This is a genomic window from Spiroplasma endosymbiont of Clivina fossor (assembly GCF_964031115.1).
GTDB lineage: Bacteria > Bacillota_I > Bacilli_A > Mycoplasmatales > Nriv7 > Nriv7.
The window spans coordinates 1,826,742-1,840,979 of sequence record NZ_OZ035006.1 but is presented as its reverse complement, the minus strand read 5'-3'; the positions used below and the strand labels follow the sequence as shown (position 1 = coordinate 1,840,979).

Annotated in this window: 14 protein-coding genes and 2 pseudogenes; 7 read left to right on the top strand and 9 right to left on the bottom strand. The window is 23.2% G+C overall.

Going from position 1 to position 14,238, the window contains the following annotated elements; genetic code table 4:
• The first annotated feature begins 266 nt into the window (after positions 1-266).
• The 4 genes and pseudogenes from AAHM82_RS11160 to AAHM82_RS14800 all read left to right on the top strand — a co-directional run bounded on the left by AAHM82_RS11160 (position 267) and on the right by AAHM82_RS14800 (position 3,764).
• Positions 267-1,226 carry an IS1/IS1595 family N-terminal zinc-binding domain-containing protein gene (locus tag AAHM82_RS11160; protein ID WP_342263980.1) on the top strand — a complete coding sequence of 320 codons (960 nt, stop codon included), beginning with the start codon at positions 267-269 and terminating at the stop codon, positions 1,224-1,226.
• A gap of 154 nt (positions 1,227-1,380) precedes the next feature.
• Positions 1,381-2,604, top strand: a complete 1,224-nt coding sequence (locus AAHM82_RS11155) for an IS256 family transposase (RefSeq protein ID WP_342263979.1) — start codon at positions 1,381-1,383, stop codon at positions 2,602-2,604.
• Positions 2,605-2,935: 331 nt separating this feature from the next.
• A complete protein-coding gene (locus AAHM82_RS14805) occupies positions 2,936-3,376 on the top strand; it encodes a transposase family protein (protein WP_342263396.1) in 441 nt (146 codons plus the stop codon).
• A pseudogene (locus tag AAHM82_RS14800) lies at positions 3,373-3,764 on the top strand (transposase family protein). Before AAHM82_RS14805 ends, AAHM82_RS14800 begins: the two are co-directional and overlap by 4 nt.
• Positions 3,765-3,916: 152 nt before the next feature.
• Here the strand turns inward: AAHM82_RS14800 and AAHM82_RS11145 are convergent.
• Complete coding sequence (locus AAHM82_RS11145; RefSeq protein WP_342263978.1) at positions 3,917-4,153, bottom strand: transposase family protein; 237 nt, start codon at positions 4,151-4,153, stop codon at positions 3,917-3,919.
• Between AAHM82_RS11145 and AAHM82_RS14795 the strand changes: the two are divergent.
• Positions 4,084-4,410: pseudogene (locus AAHM82_RS14795) on the top strand (hypothetical protein); the annotation flags it as partial. The gene AAHM82_RS11145 and the pseudogene AAHM82_RS14795 sit on opposite strands and share 70 nt — an antisense overlap.
• 55 nt (positions 4,411-4,465) lie before the next feature.
• Here AAHM82_RS14795 and AAHM82_RS11135 read toward each other — a convergent pair.
• From AAHM82_RS11135 to AAHM82_RS11125, 3 genes are all read right to left on the bottom strand, one after another.
• The gene (locus AAHM82_RS11135; RefSeq protein ID WP_342263976.1) at positions 4,466-4,996 is read right to left on the bottom strand and encodes a hypothetical protein; all 531 of its coding nucleotides are present in this window, start codon (positions 4,994-4,996) and stop codon (positions 4,466-4,468) included.
• Between the two features lie 57 nt (positions 4,997-5,053).
• Entirely contained in the window at positions 5,054-6,013 is a 960-nt protein-coding gene (locus AAHM82_RS11130) for an IS1/IS1595 family N-terminal zinc-binding domain-containing protein (RefSeq protein WP_342263352.1), read from the bottom strand.
• A 124-nt stretch (positions 6,014-6,137) separates the two neighbouring features.
• A complete protein-coding gene (locus AAHM82_RS11125; protein ID WP_342263975.1) occupies positions 6,138-7,616 on the bottom strand; it encodes a hypothetical protein in 1,479 nt (492 codons plus the stop codon).
• A gap of 525 nt (positions 7,617-8,141) precedes the next feature.
• Here AAHM82_RS11125 and AAHM82_RS11120 point away from each other — a divergent pair.
• Positions 8,142-9,101, top strand: a complete 960-nt coding sequence (locus tag AAHM82_RS11120) for an IS1/IS1595 family N-terminal zinc-binding domain-containing protein (protein ID WP_342263605.1) — start codon at positions 8,142-8,144, stop codon at positions 9,099-9,101.
• A 143-nt stretch (positions 9,102-9,244) separates the two neighbouring features.
• On the opposite strand, the gene AAHM82_RS11115 is transcribed toward AAHM82_RS11120, so the two are convergent.
• The 3 genes from AAHM82_RS11115 to AAHM82_RS14785 form a co-directional block, all read right to left on the bottom strand.
• Positions 9,245-10,627, bottom strand: a complete 1,383-nt coding sequence (locus tag AAHM82_RS11115; RefSeq protein ID WP_342263974.1) for an Mbov_0401 family ICE element transposase-like protein — start codon at positions 10,625-10,627, stop codon at positions 9,245-9,247.
• A gap of 340 nt (positions 10,628-10,967) precedes the next feature.
• Complete coding sequence (locus AAHM82_RS14790) at positions 10,968-11,360, bottom strand: transposase family protein (protein WP_342264845.1); 393 nt, start codon at positions 11,358-11,360, stop codon at positions 10,968-10,970.
• Complete coding sequence (locus tag AAHM82_RS14785; protein ID WP_342263396.1) at positions 11,357-11,797, bottom strand: transposase family protein; 441 nt, start codon at positions 11,795-11,797, stop codon at positions 11,357-11,359. Before AAHM82_RS14785 ends, AAHM82_RS14790 begins: the two co-directional genes overlap by 4 nt.
• Positions 11,798-11,969: 172 nt before the next feature.
• Here AAHM82_RS14785 and AAHM82_RS11105 point away from each other — a divergent pair, with 172 nt between their 5' ends.
• Entirely contained in the window at positions 11,970-12,314 is a 345-nt protein-coding gene (locus AAHM82_RS11105; RefSeq protein WP_342263384.1) for a hypothetical protein, read from the top strand.
• A 707-nt stretch (positions 12,315-13,021) separates the two neighbouring features.
• Here the strand turns inward: AAHM82_RS11105 and AAHM82_RS14780 are convergent.
• Together AAHM82_RS14780 and AAHM82_RS14775 are read right to left on the bottom strand one after the other, a co-directional pair.
• Positions 13,022-13,414: a transposase family protein gene (locus tag AAHM82_RS14780; RefSeq protein ID WP_342264845.1), complete on the bottom strand. Its 393-nt coding sequence runs from the start codon at positions 13,412-13,414 to the stop codon at positions 13,022-13,024.
• Positions 13,411-13,851 carry a helix-turn-helix domain-containing protein gene (locus AAHM82_RS14775; protein ID WP_425288984.1) on the bottom strand — a complete coding sequence of 147 codons (441 nt, stop codon included), beginning with the start codon at positions 13,849-13,851 and terminating at the stop codon, positions 13,411-13,413. Before AAHM82_RS14775 ends, AAHM82_RS14780 begins: the two co-directional genes overlap by 4 nt.
• Positions 13,852-14,238 lie beyond the last annotated feature (387 nt).

Sequence of the window (14,238 nt, the reverse complement as noted above, 5' to 3'; positions counted from 1 at the left end):
AATAAGAAGCAATAAGTTTTAAAAATGGCCGCGTTTAGTTTTCTTAGGTATTGCTTTAAAGAAGTAAAACAATCAGCTAAATTATTATTTAATTACTAAACTAACCATACCTTTCTTGCTATTGTTATTTCTATTCGTTACCATTTTATCATATTATTGAATTTTTACACAATAAAAAATTTTTAATTTTGTCGAAAACTCTTGATATTTATTGAATATACTTAATTTTAGGTATATTTTTAATATGATAGAGGTGGATAATAATTATGGAAAAAATAATTCAAGAACTAGTAAATACTTTAACAGATGATCAATTTTTAGAATTTTATGAAAAAGTCAAACAACAAGCAGAATTAATAAAAAAACAAAAACGTTTAAATGAAATTGATCAAAAATTTAGAGCGCAAGGTATTAAATGCCCTAAATGTGAATCTTACCATTGCGTTAAAAATGGACATAATTCAGAAGGAAAACAAAAATGTTTATGTAAAAATTGCCGTGCAAGTTTTGACGCTTTTCGTAATCATTTTATTTATTGAAGTCATTTAAATTATGAACAATGAAATTTATTGATTCAAATTTCATTGCTGGGGCAATCTAGTAAAACAATTTCTCGTTTTATTAAAACTACATTAAAAACTGCTTGATATAATCGTCAAAAATTAATGAAATCAAAACAATTAGAAAATACCCAATTAAAATTTAAAAAATTATCTGGTAAAATCCAAATCGATGAAACATTTATTAAAGAAATCCATAAAGGAAATTTCAAATATAAAACTGATCCACGAAGAATTCACCTTGACCCATTCGCAACTAATACTAAATGCTGTATTCAAATGGCAATTGATAATAATAACAATATTTATGTTAAATCCACAAACACCAAACGTTTACAAAAACAATGAGTTATTGAAAATATGAACAAAGGATTAATTAACGAAAATTCAATTATTACTTCTGATATGCAAAAATTATATTTTTTAGTAGCAAAACAAACAAATTCTACTTTATGTGTAACTAAAACAACAATTAATCCTGAAGCTAGTTATCGTAACTTAAATAAAATCAGTAAATTACAATCTAGTCTTAAAGAAGCCTTAATTCATTATCATGGTTTAGGTTTTACTAATATTCAAAATTATTTAAATCTCTGAAAATGAAAATACCAACATAAGGGTTTAACTCCAAACCAACAAACAGCGGTATTATATTTTAATGTATAAAAAAGTTAAAATAAAAATAGTAATTTTACATAAAAGCCTTTTAAAATTATCAAGTTGATGATTTTTTTATTTTATCAAGAAGTTTTGAGCCTGTCCAAAATTCTGTGTCTCGATAATTCATTCTGAATTATACTTAAAAGAAGGAGAACAGAAAATGACAAAAAAAAAAATAAAAAAAGAACCTGACGCAATTGATAAAGTTGTTGATTATTTTTTAGAAAATATTGATAATCCACAAGATTTATTTAAAGGCAATACTATTTTTCAGGAATTTACCAAAAAATTAACTGAACGAATGTTAAATACGGAAATTAAAGATTATCTTGAAACTGATGAGAATCATAATAAAAGAAATGGCAACACACAAAAAACCATTATTACTAAAAATGGTTCAATCGCAATTGATGTACCAAGAGATCGAAATAGTACTTTTGAACCAGTAATTATTCCGAAAAGACAAAGAAGATTTGATAACTTTGATCAAAAAGTAATTTCTTTATATGCAAGAGGAATGACAATTTCTGATATCAAAGCACAATTGCAAGAATTCTATCACGGAGCAGAAATTTCAGAAAGTTTAATTAGTCAAATAACTGATGATGTTATTGAAGAAGTTAAAATGTGACAAACTAAACCTTTAGAGAAGATTTATCCGATTGTTTATTTTGATTGTATTGTTGTTAAAGTAAAGCAAGATAAACGAATAATAAATAAAGCAGTTTATCTTGCCTTAGGAATTAATTTAGATGGTTTAAAAGATATTTTAGGAATGTGAATTAGTGAGAATGAGGGAGCCAAATTTTGACTTAATAATCTTACGGAAATGAAAAATCGTGGGTTACAAGATATTCTTGTTGCTTGTAGTGATAATTTAACTGGGATGTCTGATGCAATAGAAGCTGTTTTCCCAAAAACACAGCATCAATTATGCATTGTTCATCAAATTCGCAATAGTTTAAAATTTGTTCCTTACAAAGATTGCAAACTTGTAGCTAATGATTTAAAATCAATTTATACAGCAATTAATGAAGAAATAGCGTTAATTGCTTTAGATCATTTTTCAGAAAAATGAAATAAAAAGTATCCACAAATTACTAAATCATGAAAAAATAACTGAAATAATTTAATAATTTTTCTTGAATATCCTCAGGAATTTAGAAGAATTATTTACACAACTAATGCGATTGAATCTGTTAATAGTCAATTAAGAAAAGTCATTAAGAATAAAAAGATTTTTCCTAATGACGCATCAGTTTTTAAAATATTTTATTTAGCATTTCAAAATATGGTTAAGAAATGAACGATGCCAATTCAAAATTGGGGTAGTGCAATTTCACATTTAATGATAAAATTTGAAGACAGAGTGAATTTAAGTTAATTACTTAGAGACACAGTTAATTGTACAGTCCCAGAGTTTTCGACAAAATTAAAATAAAAAATTATTAATTTTATTAAATTTTTTTTAATTTTAACTAATATTTTTATTTACTTAAATCTATTATATTTATTTGTTACAGCATTACCTTTATAATTAATTCAACTATCATCATTTTTATTATTATATTTATTTCATAATGAACTTTTATATATTTCTTTTCTGATTTCTATTTCTGAATTAATATTTTCATTAATGTAATGTAATAGACTTCTTGCAAAATTAATTTAAAATATAATTGAATTGTTGTTTTTAATAAAAAGGTAGAATTTAAATGAAATTTAAAAAAAATAATCAAATAAGTGATAAAAATTTTTTAAGATTAACTGGTATTAAACATACTACTTTTAATAAAATGCTAGAAATTTTAAAAATAGAAGAATTAAAAAAGAGATTTCGTCGCGGAAGAACCAATAAATTATCATTAGAAAATCGTATTTTAATGACTTTAGAATATTGAAGAGAATATAGAACGTATTTTCATATTGCAAAAAGTTATGATATTAGTGAAAGTAGTTGTTATAGAAATATCAAATGAATTGAAGACACTTTAATAAAACACCCTAATTTTCAACAACTTACTGGTCAAAAATCACTATTAAAAGATTATTTCAAAGATAAGACTGTTATAATTGATGTAACTGAAAGCCAAATCCAACGCCCAAAAAAAGACAAAAACAGCACTACTCAGGAAAAAAGAAAAAACACACAATAAAAACACAAGTTATAATTGAAAAAGATAGTAAAAAAATTATTAGTTCTGATTTTTCTTATGGTAAAAACCATGACTTTAAAATTTTAAAAGATTCAAAAATTAAATTTTTACCAGAAACAACTGTTTTAGTGGATTTAGGTTATCAAGGCATACAAAAAATTAATCATAATGTTTTAATTCCTAAAAAAAATCAAAGAAAAACCCTTTAAATAAAGAAGAAAAGCAAAATAATGAGCGAATTTCAAAAATGAGAATTGTTATTGAAAATGTTTTTGCTATACTTAAAAAATTTAAAATTATTAGTGAAAAATATCGAAATCGTAGAAAAAGATTTGCTTTAAGATTTAATTTAATAGCTTCAATTTATAATTTACAACTATTAGTTTAAATATATTTGATAATTTAAAATTTCAGTCTTTTTTTATTGTAAATAATAATTTTTATTATGTTTTAATGACAAAATATTTGTAAAAATAATCTAAAAATTATTTTAATAACACTTTTATATTTATTTTAAATTTAAAAATTATAATTATCATATTAATTTTGCAAGAAGTCTATTATATTTTTTGCAATAATACGATATGTACTATATTCTTTTCAGTATTCTAAAGTCATAAGTAATCTTTGCTCTATTGATAATTTATTTGGTCTACCACCAATTTGTTTTTGTTTAGCTTCACCTTCTTTTAAAATTTCTACCATTTTCATGAAAGTTTTATATTTTATGCCTATTAAACTATAAAATTCGTTTTCGTCTTTGTATTTATCTAACATTTGTACTTCACCTAGGAAATAATATTATCAAAATAGTAGATAAAATTAAAGGTTATGTACCAAGTCTTTTGAAAAAATGAAAAAATTGTTTAGTTATTAAGAATAAAAAGATTTTTCCTAATGACGCATCAGTTTTTAAAATATTTTATTTAGCATTTCAAAATATGGTTAAGAAATGAACGATGCCAATTCAAAATTGGGGTAGTGCAATTTCACATTTAATGATAAAATTTGAGGACAGAGTGAATTTAAGTTAATCACTTAGAGACGCAGTTAATTGTACAGTTCCCAATCCCCCCCCCATTTTACAGTTTAATTATTTTTTAATTCTGCTTTAAAAGATAGTATTTTTATTGGAATAGTAATTGTTTCATTAGCAATTTTAACATGAGTATTTGAGGCAATAAATTCTGTTTTATCAAACATTTTGTCATTTTTTATTGTAATTTTTAATCTTTTAAGCTCGTTTCATACTATATCATTTTTCTCAAAATGTAAACTTTTTAAACCACAATTAGGTCTTCAATTTTCTTCACAACTACTAGTTCCATCATATTTTAATCATTTTGGAATATTAATAATTTCTTCTTCTTCTTTGGTGTTATAAAAATCTATTTCATATTTATCGTTATAGTTATATGTAATTTGAATTTTAACATTTGATAAATTTAATTCGTTAATTATTAGCGGTTCAGTCGGTGGCAATTGTTTTTTTTGTTTGAACAAGCAGTTGCGGGTAATATTGTTAATCCTAAAATAGCCATTATACTTAAAATTTTCATTTTTTAACTCCTTTATTTTTTTAATTTTGTCGAAAACTCTTGATAAAATAAAAAAAATCATCAACTTGATAATTTTAAAAGGCTTTTATGTAAAATTACTATTTTTACTTTAACTTTTTTATACATTAAAATATAATACCGCTGTTTGTTGGTTTGGAGTTAAACCCTTATGTTGGTATTTTCATTTTCAGAGATTTAAATAATTTTGAATATTAGTAAAACCTAAACCATGATAATGAATTAAGGCTTCTTTAAGACTAGATTGTAATTTACTGATTTTATTTAAGTTACGATAACTAGCTTCAGGATTAATTGTTGTTTTAGTTACACATAAAGTAGAATTTGTTTGTTTTGCTACTAAAAAATATAATTTTTGCATATCAGAAGTAATAATTGAATTTTCGTTAATTAATTCTTTGTTCATATTTTCAATAACTCATTGTTTTTGTAAACGTTTGGTGTTTGTGGATTTAACATAAATATTGTTATTATTATCAATTGCCATTTGAATACAGCATTTAGTATTAGTTGCGAATGGGTCAAGGTGAATTCTTCGTGGATCAGTTTTATATTTGAAATTTCCTTTATGAATTTCTTTAATAAATGTTTCATCGATTTGGATTTTACCAGATAATTTTTTAAATTTTAATTGGGTATTTTCTAATTGTTTTGATTTCATTAATTTTTGACGATTATATCAAGCAGTTTTTAATGTAGTTTTAATAAAACGAGAAATTGTTTTACTAGATTGCCCCAGCAATGAAATTTGAATCAATAAATTTCATTGTTCATAATTTAAATGACTTCAATAAATAAAATGATTACGAAAAGCGTCAAAACTTGCACGGCAATTTTTACATAAATATTTTTGTTTTCCTTCTGAATTATGTCCATTTTTAACGCAATGGTAAGATTCACATTTAGGGCATTTAATACCTTGCGCTCTAAATTTTTGATCAATTTCATTTAAACGTTTTTGTTTTTTTATTAATTCTGCTTGTTGTTTGACTTTTTCATAAAATTCTAAAAATTGATCATCTGTTAAAGTATTTACTAGTTCTTGAATTATTTTTTCCATAATTATTATCCACCTCTATCATATTAAAAATATACCTAAAATTAAGTATATTCAATAAATATCAAGAGTTTTCGACAAAATTAAAACTTTATTTTATTTTTTCAATATATATACATATATATAATTATACAAAAATTCTTAATATCATTAGAAAAATGGCAAAACCGATTAAAAATTGAAATGTGTAATAAAAAGCTGGTACTGTTTTAAAAACTGGAAAAATAGCAGTTGAAAAGTTAACTGTTGCTTTTGCAATAATTGCTAGCGGTCGTAAAATGGTAATGACTTGTGAAGCGGTCAGCATTCAATTTAGCATTTTAATACTAGCATTCTGAATTGCACAACCAATATCATTAAATGTTGGTATTCATCGCCCTGAATATTTGCAATTTGCCGGCGGAATTAAGTCGTCTCATTCACTGTTATTTGAACCATCAGGAATAAACGCTGTGGAATTTAAAACATTAAAGTCATAAATTTTAAAATTGTAGTTATAGGTATTACCTTTGTGATAAAGTGGAAAAGTTAAGGTAAAAATATTAATACCATAATGAATATCAATGTCAGTATCGAGATAGTTAATACTGTTAGCGGTTTTGTTGGTTGGTAAGGCGATGAGTTTATTATCATAAGATTTAAGGACATTAAATTCAATTTGATAGATACTGTTATTATTTTTAATAGCATTAAAATTATCTTGGTGCGTTTTTTTATCAAAAGTAAAGAAATAACTTCTTAGTAATAATTCCGAATTACCAGTAACATTAATTAAATATTTTTTGGGATAAAAGGTAATTAACGAACGATAAAAGAAACCGATTTGAATAAAGTAATCTTTGTTGTAATTATCTACTCCCTTAAAATCAATTTCGGTATGAGTTTTTTCGTCCATATCAAAAGTAGCATAAAATAAACTAGCAAAGAAATTACCAAGAATTTCGTAGATTTCGTTAAAAACATTTTTGTAATCGCTATTGTTAATACTAGAAATGTTGTTTTTAAAATAAAGGTAAATATCGTTCCTTAATTCGGGATCGTAGCGTAAAAAACTAAATTTAACATTGAGATAATTTAAGGTTCCAAAAAGGTACTTAATTAGGTAATAATCGTTAGTGCTTTTGGTGTTATATTTTCAGATCTCAGCCTCACCGTGTAGTAATTGTAAATAATTGTTTCCAGCAATTAGGGTTTTGTTAAATGTCTTAATTTTTAAAACATTCTCATTTACTACATTTTTATCACTAGAAGTTTTATGATAAAAATAGCTCTCATCTTTAAAGCCGTGATTTTTAATGGCGAATTCTTTATAGTAACCTTTTTCTAAAGTGTCAATGAAATTGAATACCGGCGTTCAATAAAGATAAGAATAATTAAATTTGTCAAAATCACCACGGTGAATCATTAAATAGTCAAGATTATCAATGATATCTGTATAGTTATGGGTTCCATCAAATCTGGTGGTTGCTTCTGGTAAATCAATATCAGTTGTCGGTTTGGTTTGTGTTTCTGCTTTAAAAGATAATATTTTTATTGGAGTAGCAATTGTTTCATTAGCAATTTTAACATGAGTATTTGAGGCAATAAATTCTGTTTTATCAAACATTTTGTCATTTTTTATTGTAATTTTTAATCTTTTAAGCTCGTTTCATACTATATCATTTTTCTCAAAATGTAAACTTTTTAAACCACAATGGTCGCGTTTAGTTTTCTTAGGTATTGCTTTGAAGAAGTAAAACAATCAGCTAAATTATTATTTAATTACTAAACTAACCCTGCCTTTCTTGTTATTGCCATTTTTATTCATTACCATTTTATCATATTATTGAATTTTTACACAATGAAAAATTTTTAATTTTGTCGAAAACTCTTGATATTTATTGGATATACTTAATTTTAGGTATATTTTAATATGATAGAGGTGGATAATAATAAAAATGATGATAGTTGAATTAATTATAAAGGTAATGCTGTAACAAATAAATATAATAGATTTAAGTAAGTAAAAATATTAGTTAAAATTTAATAATAATTAATAATTTTTTATTTTAATTTTGTCGAAAACTCTTGATATTTATTGAATATACTTAATTTTAGGTATATTTTAATATGATAGAGGTGGATAATAATTATGGAAAAAATAATTCAAGAACTAGTAAATACTTTAACAGATGATCAATTTTTAGAATTTTATGAAAAAATCAAACAACAAGCAGAATTAATAAAAAAACAAAAACGTTTAAATGAAATTGATCAAAAATTTAGAGCGCACGGTATTAAATGCCCTAAATGTGAATCTTACCATTGCGTTAAAAATGGACATAATTCAGAAGGAAAACAAAAATATTTATGTAAAAATTGTCGTGCAAGTTTTGACGCTTTTCGTAATCATTTTATTTATTGAAGTCATTTAAATTATGAACAATGAAATTTATTGATTCAAATTTCATTGCTGGGACAATCTAGTAAAACAATTTCTCGTTTTATTAAAACTACATTAAAAACTGCTTGATATAATCGTCAAAAATTAATGAAATCAAAACAATTAGAAAATACCCAATTAAAATTTAAAAAATTATCTGGTAAAATCCAAATCGATGAAACATTCATTAAAGAAATCCATAAAGGAAATTTCAAATATAAAACTGATCCACGAAGAATTCACCTTGACCCATTCGCAACTAATACTAAATGCTGTATTCAAATGGCAATTGATAATAATAACAATATTTATGTTAAATCCACAAACACCAAACGTTTACAAAAACAATGAGTTATTGAAAATATGAACAAAGAATTAATTAACGAAAATTCAATTATTACTTCTGATATGCAAAAATTATATTTTTTAGTAGCAAAACAAACAAATTCTACTTTATGTGTAACTAAAACAACAATTAATCCTGAAGCTAGTTATCGTAACTTAAATAAAATCAGTAAATTACAATCTAGTCTTAAAGAAGCCTTAATTCATTATCATGGTTTAGGTTTTACTAATATTCAAAATTATTTAAATCTCTGAAAATGAAAATACCAACATAAGGGTTTAACTCCAAACCAACAAACAGCGGTATTATATTTTAATGTATAAAAAAGTTAAAGTAAAAATAGTAATTTTACATAAAAGCCTTTTAAAATTATCAAGTTGATGATTTTTTTTATTTTATCAAGAGTTTTCGACAAAATTAAAATGAAAAATTATTAATTTTATTAAATTTTAACTAATATTTTTACTTACTTAAATCTATTATATTTATTTGTTACAGCATTACCTTTATAATTAATTCAACTATCATCATTTTTATTATTATATTTATTTCATAATGAATTTTTATATATTTCTTTTCTGATTTCTATTTCTGAATTAATATTTTCATTAATGTAATGCAATACATTTAATTTGTTTAAATTTGCCATTCTTAAATGTAATAAGTTATTTAAATTCTTATGATTATATATTTTTGCTCCATATCCTAATTGTTGTTTTACTAAATGCGATACATCACTTTCAATGCTACAACCGATATTTCATTCTAAATTTTGATTATGAATACCTTGCTTATTATTACTGAAATAATTACTAGCCTTCCTTAAATTTGTTTTAATATTTTTATTTAATTCATTTTTAGCAACATTGCGAATGTTTTTGATTAATTCTTGATGATTTCCATCCTTATATAATTTAATTCAACTATTTAGTGTTACTTTGCGATTTTCAAAAATAATATTAAATGCCGTTTGTTTTAATTTTTTAATAGCGTGATAACCATCTAAAATATATCTAACATTACCAAAACTATTGGCAATTTCTCTAATTCAAGTATCACCATCGCCACAAACAATTATTTTGTCATAATTAATATTTACATAATGTTTTTGTAATTCCTTAATTAATAAATCACGATAATCCATCGTATTTATTCGTTTACCAACTTTTAATATTAGAAAATGACCTCGTTTGTTTTCTAATTCTCTACGAGCATTTTTGTAATTTTTTTCTTTATGTCCGGTATGAAAAGTAACTAAACGAATTCTTTGGTCTTGTTTAACTTTCTTATCTAATGTCGCTAAAAATGTCTCATCTAGTTGAATATATAAATCCTTATTTTTGACATCAATTCTAGTTTTAGTTTCTTTTTCTGCTAGTTGAAAATATTCAGCAATATTGTATTTATTTAAAATACTTGAAATACTAGCTTTTGAAATATAACAATGATTTAGAGTATCTAAAACATCGCGATACCGTTTACCATCACCCAAAAGATTTAAAACTTTAAATTGAACATCAAAATAAATGCGTTGTTTGGGCAATAAACCAATTTCTTTATCTAGTAAACATACATATTCAAATTTACCTGATTTTTGATTTCAATATTTATATCGGCGTCGTTTAAAAATAACTTCACCAAAAATTGTAATAATTGTTCTTGATGCAAAATGAACTACTTTATAACCTTGTTTTAACCGATAATGATATTTATATAAATATTCATCTAATTTTTCGTATTCATTAGCTAGTTGTTCGCATTTGTTGGTGTACATATTTTTATGGGTTGCGAATAAACTGAATCAATGTTTGTTTTCTAACATTTTTACATTATTATTAATTTTTAACATAAAAAAAATCACCTTTCTTGGTAGAATAATTTTAACAAAGTTAAATTTACTTAACTTATTTTCTTTGTTTTAATGATAAATGTTTTTCTAAAATTTATTGCTATTCTATAAATTTGTTTGAACGATCATAGTAATTTATTCATATTTAATGACTTAAAAAAAGTAAAAATTTTTGTTTGTTGGTATATAATAGACTTCTTGCAAAATTATAATTATCATATTAATTTTTAAATTTAAAAATAATTTTTAGATTATTTTTACAAATATTTTGTCATTAAAACATAATAAAAATTATTATTTACAATAAAAAAAGACTGAAATTTTAAATTATCAAATATATTTAAACTAATAGTTGTAAATTATAAATTGAAGCTATTAAATTAAATCTTAAAGCAAATCTTTTTCTACGATTTCGATATTTTTCACTAATAATTTTAAATTTTTTAAGTATAGCAAAAACATTTTCAATAACAATTCTCATTTTTGAAATTCGCTCATTATTTTGCTTTTCTTCTTTATTTAAAGGGTTTTTCTTTGATTTTCTTTTAGGAATTAAAACATTATGATTAATTTTTTGTATGCCTTGATAACCTAAATCCACTAAAACAGTTGTTTCTGGTAAAAATTTAATTTTTGAATCTTTTAAAATTTTAAAGTCATGGTTTTTACCATAAGAAAAATCAGAACTAATAATTTTTTTACTATCTTTTTCAATTATAACTTGTGTTTTTATTGTGTGTTTTTTCTTTTTTCCTGAGTAGTGCTGTTTTTGTCTTTTTTTGGGCGTTGGATTTGGCTTTCAGTTACATCAATTATAACAGTCTTATCTTTGAAATAATCTTTTAATAGTGATTTTTGACCAGTAAGTTGTTGAAAATTAGGGTGTTTTATTAAAGTGTCTTCAATTCATTTGATATTTCTATAACAACTACTTTCACTAATATCATAACTTTTTGCAATATGAAAATAAGTTCTATATTCTCTTCAATATTCTAAAGTCATTAAAATACGATTTTCTAATGATAATTTATTGGTTCTTCCGCGACGAAATCTCTTTTTTAATTCTTCTATTTTTAAAATTTCTAGCATTTTATTAAAAGTAGTATGTTTAATACCAGTTAATCTTAAAAAATTTTTATCACTTATTTGATTATTTTTTTTAAATTTCATTTAAATTCCACCTTTTTATTAAAAACAACAATTCAATTATATTTTAAATTAATTTTGCAAGAAGTCTAATGAAATTCCAAAGTAAAGAGATTCCAGACTAAGATTTGGAGAAAGGAAAATGTGTTGTAAATTTTATTAATTAGTAAAAATTCACGAAAGGAATTTAATTAATATGAAAAAATTACTAGAAATTTTAGGAACAATAACAATTGCAGGAAGCGGAATATTAACATTGGTTGCAAACAGTCCGACTTCAGCAAAAGAACAACAAATTAAATTAGAAAGTAGTGAAGTTAATTATTCGCAAACAAATAATTTAGAAAATTTAAATAGAAATAAAAGACAAAACAATAATTATATAAAAACAGAAGTAGTAAAAGTTGATGAATGGGATTCTAAAAAATTTTTATCTGATTTATGTAATAATGTTTTAAAAAAATTATTAGATAATGACATTATTAAATCTATTTCAGATCCAGATAATAATATTCGGGTTATTTGTGAAACGGACGCGTAAAGTTTTGTTAGGTGGAAAAATATTTGATTAATTTTGAAAGAAAAATAACTAGTTTTTTAAACACTTATATATCGCAGATTTAAGTGTTTAACAAGCTTTGTTATTAAATTTTGTTTTTTAATTAGATAAAGATTTTAATAATTTTAAACTTAGCATACCCCTATTCATAGAAATTTCTACACTTTAACATCCGCATCCTGCCCTTGAAACTAATTTAATAGCGTGTATATTTTTAGGAAATCCACCCATTCATTTTTTTATTGCAAAACGAAACAAATTGCTATAGCTAATAGGATGTTATCTATTAACTGGTAAACTTCTTTTGGTTATGGCGACCACCCACAATTTATCGTGCTTTAATACATACCAACATTATTAACTCACTTGTATTTAATTTTCAAAGAACAAATTTTTAATACCTTATAAAATAAAAAGACAGTCAGTACTGACTGTCTTAATATTTATTCAAATCTTTACCTACCTAACAAAACTTTACGCGTCCCTAACTTTAAAATACCTTGCAAAAAAGATACAGTAGACTTCTTGCAAAATTAATATGATAATTATAATTTTTAAATTTAAAATAAATATAAAAGTGTTATTAAAATAATTTTTAGATTATTTTTACAAATATTTTGTTATTAAAACATAATAAAAATTATTATTTACAATAAAAAAAGACTGAAATTTTAAATTATCAAATATATTTAAACTAATAGTTGTAAATTATAAATTGAAGCTATTAAATTAAATCTTAAAGCAAATCTTTTTCTACGATTTCGATATTTTTCACTAATAATTTTAAATTTTTTAAGTATAGCAAAAACATTTTCAATAACAATTCTCATTTTTGAAATTCGCTCATTATTTTGCTTTTCTTCTTTATTTAAAGGGTTTTTCTTTGATTTTCTTTTAGGAATTAAAACATTATGATTAATTTTTTGTATGCCTTGATAACCTAAATCCACTAAAACAGTTGTTTCTGGTAAAAATTTAATTTTTGAATCTTTTAAAATTTTAAAGTCATGGTTTTTACCATAAGAAAAATCAGAACTAATAATTTTTTTACTATCTTTTTCAATTATAACTTGTGTTTTTATTGTGTGTTTTTTCTTTTTTCCTGAGTAGTGCTGTTTTTGTCTTTTTTTGGGCGTTGGATTTGGCTTTCAGTTATATCAATTATAACAGTCTTATCTTTGAAATAATCTTTTAATAGTGATTTTTGACCAGTAAGTTGTTGAAAATTAGGGTGTTTTATTAAAGTGTCTTCAATTCATTTGATATTTCTATAACAACTACTTTCACTAATATCATAACTTTTTGCAATATGAAAATAAGTTCTATATTCTCTTCAATATTCTAAAGTCATTAAAATACGATTTTCTAATGATAATTTATTGGTTCTTCCGCGACGAAATCTCTTTTTTAATTCTTCTATTTTTAAAATTTCTAGCATTTTATTAAAAGTAGTATGTTTAATACCAGTTAATCTTAAAAAATTTTTATCACTTATTTGATTATTTTTTTTAAATTTCATTTAAATTCCACCTTTTTATTAAAAACAACAATTCAATTATATTTTAAATTAATTTTGCAAGAAGTCTAGTAACATCTTCAATATAAACTTTAGCAATGTCTTGCGAAAATGGTTCTAATTCAATAGTAATATTATTGTAAATAACTTGTAATAATTTTTTGATGCCAAGGGCTGAAAATAATACAACGGCACTTGATAATAAAAAATAATGTCCACTAAGCGCTGTTTATTAATTTTTTGTTCATTTTTATTAATACTAATCTTTTTTGGCAATATATTTCTTAGCAACGGCAAATTATTTTTGACTAAAAAATTAATCTCAATACTTGATTTAGTAACAATATTTGGTTGTGGTTTTATGATATTAATATCAGCATTAATAAAAAA